The following is a 20,664-nucleotide window of genomic DNA, read 5'->3' on the forward strand; positions in this document are numbered from 1 at the left end:
CAGGCAAGGATACGGTATACTTTTTAATCAGTTAGCAAGCACTAACATTGCTTGCTTTTTCTTTTCCTGCTTAGTTAGTTCATACTAACATCGTATTTATGATGAATTGATCAGGAAGTGGATCTCCCGCTCCTGCCGGCGGGTCAAAAAAACAAAAAAAGGCGGGCAAAACCATGATGATCCAGAAACGGCTGATCAGGACAGTCAGCGAAAGTAAAAAATATATTGCAGGGAACGTCCTCTTGCAGTGGTGCTCCCTGGCAGCGAACATTGCTTTGATGCTCAGCATTGCCCGGATGTTTTCGGCATTATTTTTTAAAGCCGCAGACTCTGCCACCATTCTTTCGGCGATGGCAGCCGCCGTATTGGCTCTGTGCATCCGCTTTCTCTGTACGATCGGAGCCAGCAGAATGGGATATCTTTCCGCCAAAGCGGTCAAGAAGGTCCTGCGGGAACAAATTTACCAAAAACTGCTGCGTTTGGGCGCGTCCTATGAAGAACAAGTCAGAACCTCCGAGGTGGTGCAGGTAGCGGTCGAAGGCGTGGATCAGCTAGAAACCTACTTTGGGGCTTACCTGCCCCAATTCTTTTACAGTATGCTGGCGCCTCTGACATTGTTTGCCGCCCTCTGTTTTGTGAACGTTCCGTCGGCAGCCGTTCTTCTGGTCTGTGTGCCGCTGATTCCCATTGCGATTGCGGCGGTGCAGACCTGGGCGAAAAAACTGCTCTCAAAATACTGGGGGCAGTACACCGCTTTGGGCGATACTTTTTTAGAAAACTTGCAGGGCCTTACCACCCTGAAGATCTATCAGGCTGATGAATTCAAGAATCAGGAAATGAATGAGGAAGCCGAGAAATTCCGCAAAATTACGATGAAGGTGCTCACCATGCAGCTGAATTCTATCATCATTATGGATTTGGTCGCCTACGGCGGCGCGGCTTTGGGTGTTATTGTGGCGGTGACCCAATATGCCGGCGGACATACCTCTCTGGCGGGCTGCCTCCTGATCCTCCTGCTGGCCGCGGATTTCTTCCTCCCCATGCGGCAGTTCGGCTCGTTTTTCCATATCGCCATGAACGGCATGGCGGCCAGCGACAAGATCTTCCGGCTGCTGGATCTGCCGGAAATGAGACACGAGTCCTCGCAGGACATACCGAAAGACAGCGATATCGTCTGTTCCGGCTTAGGGTTCTCCTATGAGCCGGACCGCCCGGTCCTCCAAGGGGTTAACCTGCGGTTTCCGGCGGGGAGTTTCACTGCGCTGGTGGGCGAGAGCGGCTGCGGAAAATCCACTGTCGCGTCGATTCTTATGGGGCGGAATCGGGGATATTCCGGTTCCGTATCCATCGGCGGCGCGGAGCTAAAAACGTTGGGGGAGGAGAGTCTGATGCGCCACATCACCTATATCAGCCATGAAAGCTATTTGTTCAAAGGAACGGTGCGGGACAATCTGCTGATGGGAAAACCGGGGGCGTCCGACAAAGAGCTGTGGGCGGTCCTAAAGCAAGTCAAACTCGACGGATTCCTAAAAACGGAACAGGGACTTGATACGCCGCTTTTAGAGAGAGCAGCAAACCTCTCCGGCGGGCAATGTCAGCGGCTGGCATTGGCGAGGGCGCTACTGCATCACAGTCCGGTCTACCTATTCGACGAAGCTACCTCCAATATCGATGTAGAGAGTGAAAACGATATCATGGCGCAGATTCATGAGTTGGCAAAAACAAAGACGGTTCTCCTGATTTCCCACCGGCTGGCAAATGTCGTGACGGCAGACCAGATCTATGTGCTAGACGGGGGAAACGTCGCCGAGCACGGCAGCCATAAGGAATTGCTGCAAAACCACGGTCTGTATAAGCGGCTCTGGACCGCCCAGCAAGACTTGGAAAACTACCGGAAGGATGGTGAGACTGCGTGAAAAGACGAAGTGGTTTTCAGGTGATGGCAAGGCTGATCGAGCTGGTAAAGCCTTTATCCGGCTATATGCTGCTGGCAATTCTCATGGGACTGATCGGCCATCTGTGCGCCGCCTTCCTCACCATATTCGGGGGCTATGCGGTGCTGAACGCTCTGGATGCGAAAACTCCGTTCTCGATTTCCGCCCTTTTTGCCGGCATGGCTATGTTTGCCCTGCTGCGGGGCGTCCTGCGCTACGCGGAGCAGGCGTGCAATCATTTCATTGCGTTTCGGCTGCTTGCCCTGATCCGCGACAAAGTATTCCGGGCGCTGCGGCGTCTCTGTCCCGCAAAACTGGAGAGCCGGGATAAGGGAGACCTGATTTCGGTCATCACTTCCGATATCGAATTGTTGGAGGTCTTCTATGCCCATACGATTTCCCCCACCGCCATTGCCTTCGCCTTCACCCTCGTCATGTGCCTGTTTATCGGAAGTTATCACTGGGCGCTGGGGATTTTGGCGCTGGCCGCGTACTCCATCGTAGGCCTTGTGATCCCTCTGGTTACCTCAAAATACAGCGGGGACAGCGGGATGAAGTTCCGGTCAAAATCCGGAGATCTGAGCAGTTTCGTACTGGACAGCCTGCGAGGGCTTTCCGAGACGATTCAGTACGGCCAGGGACAAAAGCGCCTGGAAGTGATGAGCCGGCGCACCGGCGAACTATCCCAGGAAGAGGAGCGCATGAAGCGGGCCGCGGGCCGGAATATGGCGGTAACGAACACCGTTGTGCTGGCGTTTGATCTAATCATGCTGTTTGCATCCGCCCTCCTCTTCCAGAAGGGAACTGTGGCCTTTGACGGGGTTTTGATTCCCACCCTTGCCTTATTTTCCTCCTTTGGCCCGGTGATCGCGCTGGCCGGCCTCGGCAGCACCTTACAGAACACCTTCGCAGCGGGAAACCGGGTGCTGGATATCTTAGATGAAACCCCGACGGTGGAAGAAATCATCGGTAAAAAAGAAGTGTTGTTCACCGGCGCTTCGGCGGAGCATATCACCTTTTCCTATGGAGAGGAGACCATTCTTTCCAATGTCTCTGTTCCCATACCAGAGCATTCCGTCATCGGGATCATCGGGCGCAGCGGCAGCGGAAAATCAACGTTGCTGAAGTTGTTCATGCGGTTCTGGAAGGTGCAGCAGGGGAGCGTGAAACTGTCCGAGATCCAGGTGGAGGACATCAACACGGCAAATTTGCGGGAGATGGAGAGCTTTGTAACCCAGGAAACCTATCTGTTCCACGACAGCATACGGAACAATCTGCGAGTCGCCAAGCCGGACGCCAGCAATGCGGAAATTGAGAAAGCCTGCCGAAAGGCGTCGGTGCATGACTTCATTCTGAGCCTCCCCCAGGGGTACGACACTCCGGTCGGGGAGCTGGGCAGCACCTTGTCCGGCGGGGAACGGCAGCGGCTGGGATTGGCAAGAGCCTTTTTGCACAACGCACCCTTCTTGCTGCTGGACGAACCGACCAGCAACCTCGACAGTCTGAATGAGGCCGTGATTCTCAAATCCCTCCATGAAGAACGCGAGGGCAAGACCGTGGTTCTGGTCTCCCACCGGCAGTCCACCATGCGGATAGCCGGCACCATCTATTCCGTAGAAAACGGGAGGATGAGCTGATGGCAAAAAGTGTTGAGACAAAGCGGGGACGGGAAAAAGAGATGGTTTCCCAGATGATTGCCCTGTATTGCAAAAAGCAGCACCATACGAAAAATGGCCTGTGCGCTGCATGCGCGGCTTTGGATGCTTACGCCAGACAGCGGTCGGAAAAATGTCCGTTTATGGAGACAAAAACCTTTTGTTCCAACTGCAGCGTGCACTGTTATAAGCCGGTGATGCGGGAAAAAATCAGGGCGGTGATGCGTTTTGCCGGCCCTCGCATGATCCTTTATCACCCGGTGGCGGCCATAAGGCATATGGTGGAAAGCCAAAAAGAAAAGAGACGATTGGAGAATACGGAATGAAATTCAGAAAAATCTTGTATCTAATCCTCGGATGTATTGGGTTGGGATTGGGAGCCGTAGGGGCTGTTTTGCCTCTGCTTCCGGCCTTTCCGTTTTTGCTCCTGGCGGCCTTTTGCTTTGCCAAAAGCTCGGAAAAGCTGCATCTGTGGTTTACCGGAACCAAACTGTATCGGAACAATCTGGAGAGCTATCTTAAAGGCCAGGGGATGACCTGGAGCACAAAAATCCGTATTATGATCACCGTGACTTTGCTGATGACCATTGGATTTTTGATGATGAACGAAATTATGGCGGGGCGGATCGTCCTGACTCTTGTCTGGGTGTTCCACATTCTTTATTTTCTGTTTGGGGTGAAGACGAGGAAGACGGTTTCATCCGAATAATGGAAGTGAGAGGGATGTCTGTCGTCCCTGCCGCACGATAAAAAAACTCTATGGGAACCCGGTCTGCTTTTTGGCATCCGATCCGTCCCATAGAGTTTTTTTATATTCCGGCTTTTCAGCAGATTTCACGGATCCAGGCAAACAGCTGGTCCATCTCATAGTCCCCGGCGTGGGGCACTTCCCAGGGCATCGCGTAATCCACTTCCACGCCGGTCCGGCGCAGCGCGGCGGCAAAGATCGCGGAAATCGCCATGGAGGTATCCCGGTCCAGGGTGCCGAAGCGGATCCGGTAGTGGCGGCAGGCCCTATCTTCCACAAAGGTCATGGGGTTCATCATCGCCACAACCTCCGGATCCGCCAATTTTCCATTCACCACACTGTGCTCCTTCCCGTACTGGGTAAAGTGCTGGAAGCGGGTGTCTGCGGTTCCGAACAGCTCATTTTCTGGGGATCCCAGATCCCACTGGTCAAAGGCGGGGAGCTGTTTCATCCGGGTCGCATAGCGTGCATGGGCCGCCAGATCCAGAGACGTCACCCGGCCGTCTTCCACGGTAATCCAGGGCATCGAAGACAGGTCGGCGCCCTCATCCAAAGCCTTCTGGGCGGAAGCCATCACAAATCCTGTCACGTAGTCGCGGAAACTTCCGCTGCCGTCTTCTTTTAAGGTCAGTTCCCGGCCGTCCTCATCCTTAAGCCCCAGGCCGTTCACATAGTCCGCAAACCGAGCGACCAGAATGTCGGATTCTTTTTGCTGCTCCTCGGTCATATCCCCCTTGACCCAGGATTCCAGCAGCTCGCCTCCCACATTTTTTACAATATGGAGCTCATAGTGGTTGACCCCGTGGAACATCCACTCATAAGCCATATCCGAATGTTCCAGATTCATCACTGGGGTGAAGCAGCTGGCCGCATAGACGTCGTCCCTCTCCCCGGCAGCCCCCAGCTCTTTCAGATAGGGTTCAAAAACCGGACTGTTTCCTGAGGTTCCAAGCAAGGCCGACAGCGCGCCCCCGGCGCTGGTCCCATTGCTGATGATGCGTTCCGGGTCTCCCATGATCCGGTCCCGGTTGTGGCGCAGATAGCGCACCGCCGCTTTCAAATCCACGATGTGGGCGGGCGCGCAGCCCAGGAAGCGTCCTTTCTCATCCGTCACCGTCCGGCCGCGGGAACCGGGCGCCGCAACCACAAACCCGGCAGCCAACGCGTAGAACAGCCCGTTGGGCTTTCCTTTCGCCCAAAGACGGAAACTGGGGCCAGGCCGGTCCGCAGGCCCCGACGCATAGGCTCCGGACGCGTTGGAGAAAAAGATCGGCACGGTTTTCCCCGTGTAGCCATGAATGGTTTTCCCCTCGTAGTATTCCTCCGGTACGTACAGATTCAGTTTTTGATGCTCCGCATCCACCGGATGTTCCACGTAGACCCGGTCTTCAAAGGCCCGGAACCGTATTGTGATTCCATCTAAGGTTAAAGTCCGGACTTCATAATCCGACTCATTGAAATCCAAAGAGATCGACATATTGATTCATTCCTTTCCAAACGGATTTGCCCGCTGACGCGGGCAAGTCCTTCCTAAAAATTTACAGCAGGCCGAAATAAAACGGCACCCAGACAGCCGATACCACCGCCTGCACCAGTACGATCGGCGCGCCGAATTTGATCATGTCTTTATAAGAATAACCGCCCATGGTGTAAGCCAGCATACCGCCGGGTCCGGACAGAGGTGTCATAATAGAGGCCATGGAGGACAGGTCGATGACGCAGACAATCGCCAGCGGGTTCAGGCCCACGCCGATGCAGGCGGCGATCATGATCGGCGTCATGATATTCACCAGCGCATTGTTGTCCATAAACTGGGTCACGGTTGCACAGAAGACGAACATAATAATGCAGAGCAGCACCAGGCTGGATTTCGAGGTGATCACCTTGCTGGAAACCTCGGCGATGATATCCACGGCTCCGGAGGATTGCAGGGCGGAGCAGATAGCGATGCCGAATCCCACCATGAACACGATGGACCAGTTCACCGAACCAAACGCTTCCCGGTGAGGCAGGATGTCGAGCAGCATATAGAGTACCGCGCCGGCAAAGGAAATCTGACCGGGAGAAAGGCCCAGCTGATTATTGAAAATCAGGCCGGTCAGGACGGCGAGAAAGATGAAATAGGCCGCTTTCTCCCTCCAGGGGCTTAAAGTACTCTCCTTTAACGACATTTCCGCCGGGATATCGCTGCTGGTCCGGCCCGGCACGCTGGGCATCAGCTTGTAGCCGATCAGGACCACGAAAATCATGGATGCGATGACGCCGGGCAGACGGGTCAGCATGATGTCCCAGAATCCCAGATCCACTCCTGCGTTCAGTGCGGTCAAGTATTCATTTTTCTGCATGAAGATCGTGGCGCTCATACCGATCGGAAACAGGCCGATTCCGAACTGAGATCCAACCAGCGCAGGGAGAATCAGCTTGGTCCGGGGAACATCATTGGTATCCGCCAAGCCCACCAGCAGGGGAATCGTTGCCATCAAGGAACTGACGCCGCCCATAAACTGGCAGAGGATAAAAGGCACCAACATAGCTACGACGTAGAGAAGGCGTTCTCCGCCGTTCATCTTCTTCACCAGTTTGGTGATGTGATGAAGAATATTGGTTTTCATCAGGCCTGCGCTGCAGATCATCATGCAGACCATGGTGATGATGGTATTTCCGGAAAACTGGCCGAAGGCCGTTCCGGTATCCAGGATTTTCGTGAACCACAGGAAACCCAGCGTCAGCATCACGACGATGCAGGGCTCAATTTTCCCCCAGATCATAAATACAATCATAAACAGGAAGGCGGCAAGGACCATTGCCATTTGGACTGTCATATTTGCTCTCTCCTTTTTTGTTACTTTTGTGGGATACCGGTATCTTTCGTTTCCATGTCTACTGTACCAATTTTCTCTGCTGGATTCAATCTATGGATCTGCATGGATCGTTTCCATTCAGGAATTGAATTTCCTTGTTTGCGTTTGGTATATTTAATCTATGGTCAAAAAAAGAACGGCTGCGCCTGAAACGCATCCGCTCTTTTTGCCAGGTATACTTCCCTATTTTCACAGCCTGCCGAAATCCTTACTCCCGCTGCTGCCTCATTCTTTTATAATTTTTAAACGCTGAGGGGTGCTTCGAAATAAAAAGCGCATAGATCAGAGCAAAAACCGGATAAATCAGGAGAATCAGGCAGAACGTGGTTCGGTAGGAAAAGGCCGTGATCAATATCCCGGAAAAGAGGCCTCCGACCGCCGCGCAGACATCCCAGCCGCAGGAATAGGTGGACGAAGCGGCGCCCCGCCGGTCCGGGGAAACGATCCGCACCGACATGATCTGAAAGCCGGTGACGGTCAGCCCGTAGCCGATCCCCATCAAAAAAGCCCCTGCCAGCACCAGCAAAGGAGACGCCGAAAAGGTAAGCGCCAAAATACCGGCGATGAACAAGACGGCGCTGATGTAGACAATCGGAGCTTCCCCGTAGCGTCTGCTGATCTTTCCGACGAAGAGCCTGGCACTGAACGTGCCGCAGGCCTGGGCCGTATAAAAAAGACCAGGCGTTTGCAGGACCGCCCTCTGGATCAGGAAAACCGACAGGTAAGGATTGATCGCACCGCTGCCCAGGGCGATAAAGCCTTCCAGCGCAGAAGCCGGAAGCGCCTCCTTCTCATAGATCAGATCCCGCACTTTTTCCTGGTGGAACGGCGTCTTCCTTTCCGCCAGGATTTCGCGGAAGTGGAACTTACGAATCAAGAGAAAGGCAGCCAACGTAGCGGCCGAAATCGCGCCGAATACGCCGGCGGCCCCAAAACGTGCCCAAAGCCAGAGGCCGACGCCGGGGGCAATGGCGTTCGCTACGGAATTGCTGAATCCAAAGTAGCCGACGCCTTCCGTAAACGTATCCTCGGACAGCGAATCATAGGCGTTAGCCATCATCGCCGTGGTTGCAGCCGCCGAGACGGCTGCGTTGATAAAGCGGATCAAATAGATCAGGAGAATGGACGCAGCAAACACATAGCCCATCTGGATAAAGACGAGGGAAAACAGGCCGAAAATGAGGATGGATTTCCGGCTTCGGTGGTCCAGAAACCATCCGGCCAAAGGCCGGATCAACAGGCAGGCGGAGGCTTGGATATACGAACAAATACCGACGTCGATCTCCGCGCCTCCCCTGGAAAAAATATAGAGGGAAAAGGTGCTTCCCATGGCGTTTCCTGCTGTCAAAAGAAGCAGGTTCGCCAAAAGGATTCTGCAATAATCCGGTGTCCAAAGACGTGCATTCTCTGTATTCATATTGCTGCTTCCCCTCCACAAATGTGATCTTCCCCGCGGCCGAATGTACACCGCCGATGTCAAAAACAGCGGAAGAACATTACAGTTCTATCAGGTCATGAGAAACACGGATCAAATTCTCATTTCCGCCGTCTTTTATGATGACCTGATCTTCGATCCTGACGCCGCCCCAGCCGGGGATGTAGAGGCCCGGTTCGATCGTGGTCACGACATTTTCTTCATAGACGGCGGCGGCGCCTGGCCGGATAAAGGGCACCTCATGGACAAATAGGCCGATGCCGTGGCCCAGTCCGTTATAATGATAGGGATAATACGGCGTATCCTTGATGGCCTGAACGGAAGCTTCGTAGACATCTTTGCACTTCGTGCCCGCCTTCATCACCGCCAGAGAGTCTTCCAGCATCCGTTTCACCAAATCGTAGACTTCTCTCTGCTTTTCGCTGGCCTTTCCCACCACAACGGTGCGGGTCATATCACTCATATAGCCATTGAATTGACAGCCGTAATCCATCAGGACAAAGTCGCCGTACTGCACCGCCCGCTCGGAAGGGATTCCGTGAAGGAGGCTGGTGTTGGGGCCGGAAATCAAAATATTGCCGTAGGGCTTCGTGTCCGCCCCTTCGAAAACCATGTAGGAGGACAGTTTGGCCGCCAGCTCTTTTTCGGTCACACCCACGCGGATGTCGTCCAGAATCCGGTAAAACGCCCGGCAGGAAATCTCACAGGCCGCGCGCAGATCCTCGATCTCTTCCGGCGTTTTAATGCTGCGGAGATTCTCCACCACGTTCTCGGTGGGAATCAGCTCTGCGTCCGTCTCTGCCTTCAGCTGACTATACTCCCCAAAACTCAGGGCATCCGACTCAAAGCCAATGCTTTTGATATTCTGTTCTTTACAGACATGGGCGAGGGCCTTCATCATGGTGCCGCCCACCGCGCGCCAGTTGACCAGCGTGAAGTCCGGCGCTTCCAGCTCCGCCTGTTCGGTGTATCGGGGGTCGGTGATCAAAAAACCTCCGTCCGGCGTCATCAGCACACAGGAGTCCTTGCCCTTAAATCCACTGGCCCAGCGGACATTCGGATCCTTTTTCAGAAACAGCGCCTCTATCTTACTTTGACGAAACCAGGGAATCAACCGCTCATTGAACATAATCATTTTTCCTTTCCATTTCTTTTTTATGAACCGGGAGCTGGCCACCAGAAAGGCCGCCGCCGAAAAGAATCAGCAGGGCGATACAGCACCCTGCTGATTCCACTTCTCCTATAACAGCATAGGCCAAGCAATGCTATTTCTTATCCATCATCATTTTGCCCAATGAACCAGAGCCATCTGGTAGAGGCAGGCGTCGTCCATGGTCAGCTGGTTGCTGTGGGCTATCGCGTTGACAACCGCATACATGGCGACGGAAGGGACTTCCTCCATGTAGAGTTCGATCAGATCCTTATAGTAACCTTTCCGTTTCTCCACATCGCTGGTCCCGTTGCCGAGAGCCACCAGTTCGTCGGCCTTCGGATTGACATAGCGGCTATAGTTGCCGGAAACCGGAATATTGGCGGAGTTCATATAGATGCCGACAGCCGCGCCAAAGTCAAAGGAATTGTTGGACCAGCTGAAGGGGCAGATCTCCACTTCGCCGTTGGAGCACTGATCCAGGAATGCAGAACGCTCCATGGTCTCCACCTTCGCGTCCAGGCCGATAGCGTTTAAAGTGCCTTGCAGCCAGACAGAGAGCGTTGCATAAGGCTCCGTATTGTAGGACTTGATGGTGCAGGTCGCGCCGGTATTGCCGCACTCTTCCACGAGAGCTTTGGCCTTTTCGACGTTGTACTCATAGGTGGTGGAGGGGACAAAATCCGGGTTGCCGGTCACCCGGTCGCCGAGATCGCAGGGATAAGTGACAACCTGGCCCTGGCCGCTGCCGCAGACTGCAAGGGCTTCTTCTTTATTGATGGCGTAGGCAACCGCCTGGCGCATCCTTACATCGGTGAACAGACCGGTCTCACAATTCATATAGATAGACTCGTTCCGGCAGGTCAGCGCCTCGCTGATGGCAACGTTGTCCGCCATTTTGAGGGTGTCGAGGGCCACGCCTGAGACCGGATTGAAATACAAGTCCAGCTCGCCGGTCTGAAGGGCCACCACCGCCGCGTTCATGTCGGAGATCGCAACGAGCTTTAAATGTTTCAGATCCACCGGATCGCCGTAATAGTCATCACGGGCTTCCATGGTCACGGAGACATTGTCCTCCCAGCCGGTAACAACATAGGGGCCGGAGGAAACAATCTTATCCGCCGAAGTGCCGTAGTCTTCCCCGTACTGCTCATATGCCTTTTTGGAGAAGATGCCGCCGTACTGGATCAGACACAGGGAAGAAATCCGGGACGCATCAGCCGACTTGTAGTGAAGAATACAGGTATGATCGTCCACAACCTCTACGTTGTCCAGATCTTTGTGCACCCAAGCCCACTGGCTGCACTCATCGCGGATAAATTCCATGGAAAACTTTACGTCTTCCGCGGTAATCGGGTCGCCGGTGCTGAAGGTCGCATCCTTCAGATGGAAGGTATAATCCAGCCCGTCCTCGGAGATCTCCCAGCTTTCCGCCAGATAGCCGACAATCTCGCCGTTGATTTTGCGGATCAGGGTATCATAGACCTGGTCGCCCGCCGCAATATCGTTTCCGGCGGTGATGTACTTCATGTTGAAGTTCACGATCATGCTGGCGCTGCCGTAGACGATCTGGCGGTCGTGGTCAATATCGCCGGCCTCTCCGCCCTGCGCCTGGCTTTGCTGTTCACCGCCTCCTCCTTGGGTTCCGCCCTGTGTACCACTGGCTGCATTGCCGCCGCAGGCGGTAAGGGACAGCGTCGTACAAAGAGCAAGAAGAACTGCGAGGAACCTTTTTGGCTTTTTCATATGATTTTCCTCCTCATTATTTTGTGCAGTACGGGCTGCACGTTTATCTACCATCGGCGGGAGCCGATAATAACAAAGTTAACTGCCGGCGAGGACGCAGGCGACCTTGTGGCCGTCTCCAAGATCCACAAGTTTGAGATCTCTTCCGGTACATTCTGGCCGGCAATGTTCACAGCGCTTGGCAAAGCGGCAGCCGGCCGGCGGGTCAATCGGACTTGTCACCTCGCCGCGGATCAGCTTGCGCTCCTTGTCGGAGCCGAGTACCGGCTTTAAGATTGCATCCAGCAGTGCCTGGGTATAAGGATGCTTCGGATTTGCAAAAAGCTCATCGGACGGCGCAATCTCCACGCACTGGCCGAGATACATGACCATGATGACATCGGAAATATGCTTGACTACCGCCAGATTATGGGTAATGAACAGATACGTCAGCCCCAGGTCTCGCTGCATATCCATCAGCAGGTTCAGAATTTGCGCCTGAATGGAGACGTCCAGCGCAGAAACCGGCTCGTCGCAGACAATAAACTTGGGGTTCAGGGCTAATGCCCTCGCCACACCGATCCTCTGTCTGCGGCCGCCGTCCAGCTCATGAGGATAAGAGTTGATATAGCGTTCCGCCAGACCGACGGTTTCCATCAGCTCCTGGACACGGCGCAGAACTTCCGCATTGCTGGAATAAACTTTGTTCATGATAAGGGGCTCGGCGATCAGCTCATAGATGGACATTCTGGGATCCAGAGATGAGTAGGGATCCTGAAAAATCATCTGAACTTTTCTCCGAACCTTTTTAAACTCCCTCTTGGAACAGGACACAATGTCCTGACCATCCAGGTTAATCTGGCCGGAGGTGGCGGGAAGCAATCCCATAACCACACGGCCCAGCGTCGATTTGCCGCAGCCCGATTCTCCGACGACTCCCAGGGTCTGTCCTTCCGGAATCTCAAGGTTAATGCCGTCCACCGCGTGCAGCTGGCGGTTTGTGCCGACCGTAAAATATTTTTTGAGGTCAACCGTTTCAACCAAGTTTTTCATCGTTAACCTCCTTTCGATACAGGTTGCACAGGATCCTGTGTTCGTTTTCTTTATATAAGTAAGGGGCTCCCTGCCTGCATTCCTCCATGCAGTGGGGGCAGCGCGGTCCGAATTTACAGCCTTCCGGCAGATTGGCAGGGTCCGGCATCAGGCCGTCAATGGGATTCAGCCGTTCCGTCTTTTCATCCAAATTCGGGATGGCGTTAAAAAGCCCGACGGTATAAGGATGATGGACTGCGCCGTTGAAGATATCTTCTGCCGTACCGGCTTCCACAATCTCACCGGCATACATCACGGCAACTTTATCGCAGGTCTCCGCCACAACGCCCAGGTCATGGGTAATGATGATCATGGATGTTCCCAGCTCACTCTTCAAGGTTTCCATCAGCTTCAGAACCTGCGCCTGAATCGTAACGTCCAGGGCCGTGGTGGGTTCGTCCGCAATCAGCAGCTGCGGCGCGCAGGCCAGGGCGATCGCAATCACGATACGCTGCTTCATGCCGCCGGAAAACTGATGGGGATACTCTTTTTTCCGCTCCGCGGGTATGCCGACCAGATTGAAGAGTTCATCGACACGTGCATTTAGCTCTTCCTTGGATTTCCCGGCGGTATTATGGATCTCCAGGGATTCCAGAACCTGATCGCCGACGGTCAGAGCCGGGTTCAGGGCAGTCATGGGATCCTGGAAGATAATCGATATTTCCGCCCCGCGGACATGGCGCATCTCCGGAATCGTCTTTTCAAACAGATTTTCACCGTGGAACAGGATTTTTCCGCCCAGAACACGGCCCGTGCGCTCCGGCAGCAGGCGCAGGATCGTTAACGCCGTCGTGGTCTTCCCGGCGCCGGTTTCCCCCACCAGGCCGATGGTCTCCTTTTCATTCAAGGAAAAGCTGATCCCATTTACAGCATGGACGGTAGCTTCGTCCGTCTGATAGACGACCTCTAAATTTTCAATTTCCAGTAATGGTTTTTTTTCTTCCATTTTGTTCCCCCTTTAGTCCTTCAGCTTCGGATCCAGCGCGTCGCGCAGGCCGTCGCCCATCAGATTCATCGACAGCGCCGTAAAGCCAATGGCAAGGCCCGGGAACAAAACCATGTAGGGATACATCGTCATGTAAGTCCTGGCCTCGTTCAGCATCGCGCCCCATTCCGGAGCGGGAGGCTGGATTCCCATGCCAACAAAGCTGATTCCCGCGGCAGAGATAATCGCGCTGCCGACCGCCATGGTTGCCTGTACGATAATAGGTCCGATGGCGTTCGGGAGAACGTGCTTTAAAATAATCTGAAAATCGGGGGTCCCGCAGGAATGCGCCGCCTCGATGTAGGTCTGGCCGGTAACGCCTAAAACAGAGGAGCGGATAATTCTACAGTATCGCGGGACGCTGGAAATCGTCATGGCCATCAGAACGTTCCCCAGACTGGTTCCGAGAGCAGCCACGATAGCCAGCGCCAGCATCGTGGTGGGGATACACATGATGGAGTCAAGGACACGCATGACAATCGCATCAAACCGGCCTCCCAGATATCCGCAGACTGCGCCCAGCATCCCGCCCAGGGTCACTCCGATGATGACGGAGCCAAAGCCCACCAGCAGCGAGTTCCGGGAGCCGTGGACGATACGGGCGAAAAGATCCCGGCCATAATTATCCGTGCCGAACCAGTGGGATGCGGAAGGGCTTTGCAGGCGCTCCGACGCGACCTGCGTGACGGAGACGTCATAGCTTACGATCACATCAGCCAGGATCGTGACCAGCAGAATGACAGCGAATAAAATCATCCCAAACAGAGCCAGCTTATTCTTTCTAAAGCGGCGCCAGGTCTCCTGGCTGCGGCTTTTCTTCTTAATTTTTGATTGTCCCGTTTTCAGGACTTCCTTCTCTTTACTCATAGTCACCCCTTACCTTCTCATTTCTTCACGTAGCGGGCCTTGATCTGGGGATCGATGAATCCGTAAAGAATATCGACAACCAGCATGACCAAGGTATAGCATACTGCAAGAATAACGATTGCGCCCACAACGACAGGAATATCTTTGCTGCGGATCGACGTCAGAATCAAGGTGCCCACACCGTTCAGGGTAAACACGGTTTCCACCGTAACCGTGCCGCCGAGCAGGGTGCCGAAGTTCATGCCGGCCATGGTAACGACAGGCATCAGCGCATTGCGGAGCGCATGGCGGTAAATGACAATGCCTTCTTTCTGCCCCTTGGCCCTTGCAGTGCGGACATAGTCCATACGGATGGATTCCAGCAAGGAGGTCCTGGTCATACGCAGCTGAGACGCAATAAAGGAGCATGCTGTGGTAAACCAGGGAAGGATATAATGTGCAAAACTGCCGGTTCCGTAAGATGGAAGCCAGCCTAAATTCTGCGCAAAAAGTATGACAAGCATCATGCCGATCCAAAACGCCGGGAAGGACGCCAGTATCATCGCAAGCGTCGTGCCCGCGACATCAAAAATACTGTACTGCTTCACCGCCGCCAAGATCCCAAGCAGAACGCCGACAACGATTCCGATTACGGTCGCGCCGGCCGCCAGGGTTACGGTCACCGGAAAACGAGCCAAAACGGATTCCAAAACACCTTTGCCGGTCACCCAGCTGGTGCCGAGGTCGCCCTGGCAAAGCTGCAATATGTATTTTCCGTAGCGGACCAGGAACGGCTTATCGTAACCCAGCTCGACGTTTTTCGCTTCAATCGCTTCTTCCGACGCCATCTGGCCAAGGATAAGCTGGCCAGGGCTGCTCGGCGTCAAATCCAAAATAAAATAAACCACAAACACAATAATGAGAATGGTCGGGATCAACGCCAACAAACGTTTTAATACAAATTTTCCCACGTATTTTCCTCCTGACATTCACGCAGCTCATTTCCGGTCCGCGCCGGGCGGATCCCCAAACAGAGGATTGCCGGGAAAAAGCTTCTTTTGATCGTTCGCTGCGGGTTAGACGCCTGCCTGATATTTGATATCACCTTCGCCTATGGTGTATACAACGCGCGCTCCCATGTCCGTACCGGGCAGGCCTTTGAACACAGCAAAGTTTGCATCTTTATTCACTTCAATCGATCCGAGGCGGTCCTGCAGCCCCAATACTCTGGCTGGGTGAATGGTCACCATCTTCAACACGCGAAGAGGATCCGCGCCCTCCCGGACAGCCTGTTCCATGTGGCTTAGCAGAGCGTCCAGACCCTCCAGAGGAGAGTCAACGGTCAGACAGCACTCCGTCCCCAGCGCATCCAGCTTGGCAACGGCGGACACATCGACAAAACGAGATTCAAAAAAGGATTTGCGGCCGCCGATAGGTCCATAGACAATTCCGCATCCGCTTTCTGCAATTTCATCGAGATAATTTCCCGCACCCCAGGCGTGCTCGATCGTAAAGCGGACGCCGTATTTAGTCAGGCACTGAATGGCGGCGGCCATATCATTGTGCGTACAGTGAATACGGGCCGGTATCTCCTTTTTGAGAACCGGGATCGCCACTTCATACTGTTCGTTGCACTCCACCTGTTCCCCGCGCTCCTTGGCATCCAGGTACGCCTTTGCGTTGGCAAAATACTCTTCCAGGATGAAGGTGACGCCCATGCGGGAATCCGGTTCCATTCCTTGATTCTGAAACATGCCTTTCGGGTTCTCGCCGAGGGAGAGTTTCAGGCACATATTTCTTTTCAGGCACATCTCAAAGATGTTGTCGCCCCAGGTTCTGGCCGCAAAGCCGGTGCCGTCGATCACATCGCTGCTGCCGGGAATAACGCCCAGGGTGGTTATGCCGTTTTCCAATGCGTAATGGAAAACGGGATTCAACGGATCGGCGCTGTAGATTGCTTCCATCTCAGGGCTGACCGGGTGCGCCGTGTCGGTTCCGTAAAGAAGGCCGGTTGCCTCACCGTCAGGCCCAAGTCCTGCATGGGAGTGGCTGTCAACCAGACCGGGGAGAAGATTCAGACCGGTCAGATCCAGAACCTCCGCGCCCTCTGCCGCAAGGTTCTCTCCAATTTTTGTGATCTTCCCGTTCTCACAAAGGACATCGCCAACGAAGGGGGCCTCGTCCGTCTGGGGATAAATCGTCGCGTTTTTCAATAATAGCATGTTTCTGGCCTCCTCTTTACGCCTGATAAACCGTCTCGCCGCCGATTACGGTTTCCAAAAGCTTTGCTCCGCATTTTTCCATAGGATTTCCATCGTACACGACATAGTCTGCGTCGAGGCCTGCTTTTAAGAGACCGATCCGATCAGAAACGCCGAACAGCTCCGCAGGGTTTGCCGTCAGCATACTGACGATAGTTTCGCTGTTCTTGCAGGTCTGCATCAACTTGGATACGTTCCAGAAAAGCATCTCACTTCCCCAGGACATGTCCGGTCCAAGAACTGTGAGGCCAAATTTTGTGCCGCTTTCCGCCATAGCGGTCAACTTCGAAAAATCAATTTTGTGCGCCAGCTGTACGGAGCTGCGGGAGGTATCGCCGAGGACGACGGCTGCGTTTCTCTCCTTGATGGAATCGCATGCCCGGTCCGCCTCGTAGGAAAGCGTCAGGATGATCTTCATATCCGGATAAGGTTTGGTAATCTCAAATAAGCGCTCCATTTCAGGCGCGTTCTCGCACGCGAAAAGAAGCGGCATCCGCCCGGAGCGGACCGCATCCATCACTTCTCTCGTTCTCTGACTGCGGTAGTCTGCGCCGTATTCCGTGCGGGCCAGCGCTTCCCTCAGCAGATTCGCCATCGACATCGGCGTCTTCGGGCCGCCCTTTCCCTTAAAGATTCGGATCACTTCGCTGGTAAAAGATCCTTTCAGCGCCACATCACGGCGAACCGTAATCTTGTTCACATTTTTTCCCACCGTTTTTACAACGGCGCAGGTTCCGCCCAGAACCCCTTCATTTCCAGGGGTTACGACCATGCTTGTGATCCCTGCTTGATACAATTTCTGAAAAGAAAGCTCGTCCGGATCCAGGGAGTGCCAGATATCCAGATAAGGAGTGACCGGATTGGAGTTTTCATTGTAATCCTTTGCAAAATAGGCCATGTCTTGCGTGCCGAGGAAATTGCCGGAATCAATAAAACCGGGAAAAATGTCTTTTCCTGTCATGTCACGCATGCCGCCGCCGGATAAAGACTTCCCGATTTCTTCGATCTTCCCGTCTGCGATTTTCATGTCGCCCAGAAAGACTTCCCCATTTCCCACATGGATGATTGCATTTTTCAAAATCATACCCACTGTTCGCCGCCTTTTGTATCCAGCAGCTCTCCTTTCCACTTTCTATTAAATTATTGGCAATAGAATATCCTATTCTATGTACTTTTGTGACTTCTTAGTTTTGTGTCTATAGTGGTTCCATTTTACAAAAAACTACATTACTTGTCAATATATGACAACAAATATCTGAGATACCATCAAAATTATTCGGAAAAATGTATAAAACAGTCTTTTCCTCTTTATTATCCATCGTTAAATTTATAATGATCAGAAACGATAGGCCTGTTTGCCCCGAAAAGAAGAAAATATCTCTAAACAGGAGAACAGACAACGGCGTTAGGGCCATATAAATGCTCGCGCCCGATAAAGTATGATAGATATGACTATCTTTCCCTCTTTCACATTTATAGGCTGAAAAGGGAAATAGTAGATTGATTTTTTCGCCATCTTGCTCTAAAATAAGCCTTATAGCATTGGCTAATTGCACAAATTCAAGCCCGAATTTTTCACTTTCGACGGACAATTCCGCCTCCTCGGCTTTTCTCTTTGATTTTTAAAGGGCGGATGGGAGAATGAAATCTTATCAATTCAAAATATTTCTAGTCTGTGAGATAAGGAGAGAGCGATATGATATTACCATTTGACCCCTTAAAGTATTCTTATGCCTCCCGCCGGAGAGTCATGTATGCAAAAAACGGCATGGTCTGCACCTCTCAGCCGCTGGCGGCCCAGGCAGGCCTCGCCATTTTACGGCAGGGAGGGAACGCGGCCGACGCCGCTGTAGCGGCAGCGGCCTGTCTGACCGTGGTGGAGCCAAGCTGCAATGGGATTGGCGGCGATGCTTTTGCTTTGATCTGGATTGAAAAAGAGAAGAAGCTATATGGACTCAACGGAAGCGGACCGGCACCGATGCTGCTGGACGTCTCCGCTATCCGGGAAAAATATGGCGCCATGCCGAAATATGGCTGGATACCGGTTACCGTTCCCGGAATTCCATCTGCCTGGGCCACCCTGTCTGGCCAGTATGGAAAGCTGCCGTTTGAAGACCTGATGAAACCTGCCATCCGTTACGCCGAGGAAGGATACCCCCTTTCCCCGGTGATCTCCGAACAGTGGGGCCGGGCCTACCGGGAATTTGAGAAAAATTGCCGGGAGGAGAGCCAAGAGTATTGGTTTCGGACATTTGCGCCCAAAGGACGGGCTTACCGCGCAGGCGAGATCGTCACCTTGCCGGACCATGGAAAAACGCTTGCGGAAATCGGGCGGACCAAGGCCGAATCCTTTTACCGAGGCGCGCTGGCGGAGAAAATCGACGCCTGGTCGAGAAAAACCGGCGGCTATCTCCGAAAGGAAGATCTTGCAGCCTATCATGCGGAAGCCGTCACTCCCATTGAAACCAACTACCGGGGGTATACCGTCTCTGAGATTCCGCCCAACGGCCATGGCGTGGTCGCGCTGATGGCTTTAAATATTCTAGAAGGATTTGAGTTCCACACCCGCGATACCGCAGAGACCATCCACCGGCAGATCGAATCCATGAAACTGGCCTTTGTGGATGGCCAGCGCTATGTCACCGATCCTCGTCATATGAAGGTGACGGTGGATCAGTTGCTTTCCAGACAGTACGCGGCAGAACGCCGCCGCCTGATTGGAGAAGAGGCCGTGGATCCGGTCTGCGGAGACCCGGCCTGCGGCGGCACGGTCTATCTCTGCGCCGCGGACGGGGAGGGCAATATGATTTCTTATATCCAGTCGAATTACATGGGCTTTGGTTCCGCCGTCGTAATTCCGGAGACGGGCATCGCCATGCAGAACCGCGGCGCCAATTTTTATTTGGATCCGGCCAGCGAAAACTGTGCCGCCCCCGGAAAAAGACCTTATCACACCATCATTCCGGGCTTTCTCCTAAAGGACGGCGAGGCCGTTGGTCCCTTCGGCGTGATGGGAGGCTTCATGCAGCCCCAAGGCCATTTGCAGATGGTAACAAACCTCGTCGACTTTCACATGAATCCCCAGGAATCCCTGGATGCCCCTCGCTGGCAGTGGGTCGGCGGAAAAAACATCGAGGTGGAGCGGGATTTCCCGCCTGTGCTTACAGAACAGCTGATGCGGATGGGCCATATTGTCAAGGTGGTGCCGGATGGAAGAACCATGGGATGCGGACAGATTATCTGGAAAAATGAAGAAGGGGTTCTGGCAGGCGGTTCGGAACCCCGCACGGATGGAATTGCGGCGGCCTATTGACAGGCCGCCGCCGAGGTTTTTATAAGAACTGTTCCAGGGACTGACGGTCCAGCAGGTGCAGCACGTGACCTTCGATCCGAAAGTACCCGGCTTCCTCCATGCGCCGGAGCTCCTGGTTCAGGGAAGAACGGGATACATGAAGGGTATTGGCCCAGATCGTCTGGGACTTAGGCAGACGAATATATTCATTCTGGGACAGGTTATTCATGCTGAGAAGCCAAAATGAAATTCTCTGCTGGATCGTCTGATAATGTAGGCAATTGAGCAGCGTCTGATTTTTCATCCCCCTTTCCGCTGTGTACAGCAGGAAGGAGTACATCATCTCCGGATCTTCCCTCAGCATACGTTCAAAAACAGAAGTTGCGATCCACGCAACTTCTGTTTTTTTCACAGCCACAAGGGCATACGTATATACTTTTTTTCCGGTGAAATAAAGGAACTCTGGAAAAACATCGTCATTTTCAAAATAAGCGCAGCACAGCTCATTCCCGTTAAAGGTATACTTTTCCGCTTTCAGGCAGCCGTCCACAACAATCCCAAATTCTTTGATGGGATCATGGATCGGATGAATGAGGCTTGCCGTCTTGTACGTAGAAAACCTCAGGTACTTGGCGAAGGTTTCATGGTGAAGGCATTGGCTGGCAAACGATGTTCTCAAC

The 20,664-nt window shown here is 53.5% G+C and carries 18 protein-coding genes; 5 read left to right on the forward strand and 13 right to left on the reverse strand.

Going from position 1 to position 20,664, the window contains the following annotated elements; translation table 11 throughout:
- The first annotated feature begins 173 nt into the window (after window positions 1–173).
- Genes MUB23_RS06815 through MUB23_RS06830 form a run of 4 tightly spaced genes read left to right on the forward strand, consistent with a single transcriptional unit; the run spans window position 174 to window position 4,298 of the window.
- Complete coding sequence (locus tag MUB23_RS06815) at window positions 174–1,916, forward strand: ABC transporter ATP-binding protein/permease (RefSeq protein ID WP_244799622.1); 1,743 nt, start codon at window positions 174–176, stop codon at window positions 1,914–1,916.
- The gene (cydC, locus tag MUB23_RS06820; RefSeq protein ID WP_330641808.1) at window positions 1,913–3,571 is read left to right on the forward strand and encodes a thiol reductant ABC exporter subunit CydC; all 1,659 of its coding nucleotides are present in this window, start codon (window positions 1,913–1,915) and stop codon (window positions 3,569–3,571) included. Before MUB23_RS06815 ends, cydC begins: the two co-directional genes overlap by 4 nt.
- The gene (locus MUB23_RS06825) at window positions 3,571–3,915 is read left to right on the forward strand and encodes a nitrous oxide-stimulated promoter family protein (protein ID WP_244799623.1); all 345 of its coding nucleotides are present in this window, start codon (window positions 3,571–3,573) and stop codon (window positions 3,913–3,915) included. The genes cydC and MUB23_RS06825 overlap by 1 nt, the downstream gene beginning before the upstream one ends.
- The gene (locus MUB23_RS06830) at window positions 3,912–4,298 is read left to right on the forward strand and encodes a YbaN family protein (RefSeq protein ID WP_244799624.1); all 387 of its coding nucleotides are present in this window, start codon (window positions 3,912–3,914) and stop codon (window positions 4,296–4,298) included. Before MUB23_RS06825 ends, MUB23_RS06830 begins: the two co-directional genes overlap by 4 nt.
- 115 nt (window positions 4,299–4,413) lie before the next feature.
- Here MUB23_RS06830 and MUB23_RS06835 read toward each other — a convergent pair whose 3' ends face one another.
- From MUB23_RS06835 to MUB23_RS06890, 12 genes are all read right to left on the reverse strand, one after another.
- A complete protein-coding gene (locus MUB23_RS06835; RefSeq protein WP_244799625.1) occupies window positions 4,414–5,814 on the reverse strand; it encodes a subtype B tannase in 1,401 nt (466 codons plus the stop codon).
- A gap of 61 nt (window positions 5,815–5,875) precedes the next feature.
- Complete coding sequence (locus MUB23_RS06840; protein ID WP_244799626.1) at window positions 5,876–7,159, reverse strand: SLC13 family permease; 1,284 nt, start codon at window positions 7,157–7,159, stop codon at window positions 5,876–5,878.
- Between the two features lie 247 nt (window positions 7,160–7,406).
- The gene (locus MUB23_RS06845; RefSeq protein ID WP_244799627.1) at window positions 7,407–8,615 is read right to left on the reverse strand and encodes an MFS transporter; all 1,209 of its coding nucleotides are present in this window, start codon (window positions 8,613–8,615) and stop codon (window positions 7,407–7,409) included.
- A 79-nt stretch (window positions 8,616–8,694) separates the two neighbouring features.
- Window positions 8,695–9,762, reverse strand: coding sequence for a M24 family metallopeptidase (locus MUB23_RS06850; RefSeq protein WP_244799628.1), 1,068 nt, complete (start codon window positions 9,760–9,762; stop codon window positions 8,695–8,697).
- Between the two features lie 153 nt (window positions 9,763–9,915).
- Window positions 9,916–11,529 carry an ABC transporter substrate-binding protein gene (locus MUB23_RS06855; protein WP_244799629.1) on the reverse strand — a complete coding sequence of 538 codons (1,614 nt, stop codon included), beginning with the start codon at window positions 11,527–11,529 and terminating at the stop codon, window positions 9,916–9,918.
- Window positions 11,530–11,607: 78 nt separating this feature from the next.
- On the reverse strand, window positions 11,608–12,561 hold the full coding sequence (locus MUB23_RS06860) for an ABC transporter ATP-binding protein (RefSeq protein ID WP_244799630.1): 954 nt from the start codon (window positions 12,559–12,561) through the stop codon (window positions 11,608–11,610).
- Window positions 12,545–13,546: an ABC transporter ATP-binding protein gene (locus MUB23_RS06865; RefSeq protein WP_244799631.1), complete on the reverse strand. Its 1,002-nt coding sequence runs from the start codon at window positions 13,544–13,546 to the stop codon at window positions 12,545–12,547. The genes MUB23_RS06860 and MUB23_RS06865 overlap by 17 nt, the downstream gene beginning before the upstream one ends.
- A 12-nt stretch (window positions 13,547–13,558) precedes the next feature.
- Complete coding sequence (locus tag MUB23_RS06870; RefSeq protein WP_244799632.1) at window positions 13,559–14,452, reverse strand: ABC transporter permease; 894 nt, start codon at window positions 14,450–14,452, stop codon at window positions 13,559–13,561.
- A gap of 17 nt (window positions 14,453–14,469) precedes the next feature.
- On the reverse strand, window positions 14,470–15,402 hold the full coding sequence (locus MUB23_RS06875; RefSeq protein WP_244799633.1) for an ABC transporter permease: 933 nt from the start codon (window positions 15,400–15,402) through the stop codon (window positions 14,470–14,472).
- Between the two features lie 105 nt (window positions 15,403–15,507).
- Window positions 15,508–16,653, reverse strand: a complete 1,146-nt coding sequence (locus tag MUB23_RS06880; RefSeq protein WP_244799634.1) for an amidohydrolase family protein — start codon at window positions 16,651–16,653, stop codon at window positions 15,508–15,510.
- Window positions 16,654–16,669: 16 nt separating this feature from the next.
- Window positions 16,670–17,776: an amidohydrolase family protein gene (locus MUB23_RS06885; RefSeq protein ID WP_244799695.1), complete on the reverse strand. Its 1,107-nt coding sequence runs from the start codon at window positions 17,774–17,776 to the stop codon at window positions 16,670–16,672.
- 112 nt (window positions 17,777–17,888) lie between these two features.
- Entirely contained in the window at window positions 17,889–18,284 is a 396-nt protein-coding gene (locus tag MUB23_RS06890; protein WP_244799635.1) for a hypothetical protein, read from the reverse strand.
- Window positions 18,285–18,388: 104 nt separating this feature from the next.
- Between MUB23_RS06890 and MUB23_RS06895 the strand changes: the two genes are divergently transcribed.
- Complete coding sequence (locus MUB23_RS06895; RefSeq protein ID WP_244799636.1) at window positions 18,389–20,005, forward strand: gamma-glutamyltransferase family protein; 1,617 nt, start codon at window positions 18,389–18,391, stop codon at window positions 20,003–20,005.
- A 19-nt stretch (window positions 20,006–20,024) separates the two neighbouring features.
- Here MUB23_RS06895 and MUB23_RS06900 read toward each other — a convergent pair whose 3' ends face one another.
- Window positions 20,025–20,663, reverse strand: a complete 639-nt coding sequence (locus MUB23_RS06900; protein WP_244799637.1) for a Crp/Fnr family transcriptional regulator — start codon at window positions 20,661–20,663, stop codon at window positions 20,025–20,027.
- Between the last annotated feature and the right edge of the window lies 1 nt (window position 20,664).

The sequence above is a fragment of the Cuneatibacter sp. NSJ-177 genome (genome assembly GCF_022867805.1).
Taxonomy (GTDB): Bacteria; Bacillota; Clostridia; order Lachnospirales; family Lachnospiraceae; genus Pseudolachnospira.

What these genes read in the sequence shown, in the direction of transcription:
- MUB23_RS06815 (WP_244799622.1), top strand. Translation starts at nt 174, where the DNA reads ATGATGATCCAGAAACGGCTGATCAGGACAGTCAGCGAAAGTAAAAAA.
- MUB23_RS06825 (WP_244799623.1), top strand. Translation starts at nt 3,571, where the DNA reads ATGGCAAAAAGTGTTGAGACAAAGCGGGGACGGGAAAAAGAGATGGTT.
- MUB23_RS06830 (WP_244799624.1), top strand. Translation starts at nt 3,912, where the DNA reads ATGAAATTCAGAAAAATCTTGTATCTAATCCTCGGATGTATTGGGTTG.
- MUB23_RS06835 (WP_244799625.1), bottom strand. Translation starts at nt 5,814, where the DNA reads ATGTCGATCTCTTTGGATTTCAATGAGTCGGATTATGAAGTCCGGACT.
- MUB23_RS06840 (WP_244799626.1), bottom strand. Translation starts at nt 7,159, where the DNA reads ATGACAGTCCAAATGGCAATGGTCCTTGCCGCCTTCCTGTTTATGATT.
- MUB23_RS06845 (WP_244799627.1), bottom strand. Translation starts at nt 8,615, where the DNA reads ATGAATACAGAGAATGCACGTCTTTGGACACCGGATTATTGCAGAATC.
- MUB23_RS06850 (WP_244799628.1), bottom strand. Translation starts at nt 9,762, where the DNA reads ATGTTCAATGAGCGGTTGATTCCCTGGTTTCGTCAAAGTAAGATAGAG.
- MUB23_RS06855 (WP_244799629.1), bottom strand. Translation starts at nt 11,529, where the DNA reads ATGAAAAAGCCAAAAAGGTTCCTCGCAGTTCTTCTTGCTCTTTGTACG.
- MUB23_RS06860 (WP_244799630.1), bottom strand. Translation starts at nt 12,561, where the DNA reads ATGAAAAACTTGGTTGAAACGGTTGACCTCAAAAAATATTTTACGGTC.
- MUB23_RS06865 (WP_244799631.1), bottom strand. Translation starts at nt 13,546, where the DNA reads ATGGAAGAAAAAAAACCATTACTGGAAATTGAAAATTTAGAGGTCGTC.
- MUB23_RS06870 (WP_244799632.1), bottom strand. Translation starts at nt 14,452, where the DNA reads ATGAGTAAAGAGAAGGAAGTCCTGAAAACGGGACAATCAAAAATTAAG.
- MUB23_RS06880 (WP_244799634.1), bottom strand. Translation starts at nt 16,653, where the DNA reads ATGCTATTATTGAAAAACGCGACGATTTATCCCCAGACGGACGAGGCC.
- MUB23_RS06885 (WP_244799695.1), bottom strand. Translation starts at nt 17,776, where the DNA reads ATGATTTTGAAAAATGCAATCATCCATGTGGGAAATGGGGAAGTCTTT.
- MUB23_RS06895 (WP_244799636.1), top strand. Translation starts at nt 18,389, where the DNA reads ATGATATTACCATTTGACCCCTTAAAGTATTCTTATGCCTCCCGCCGG.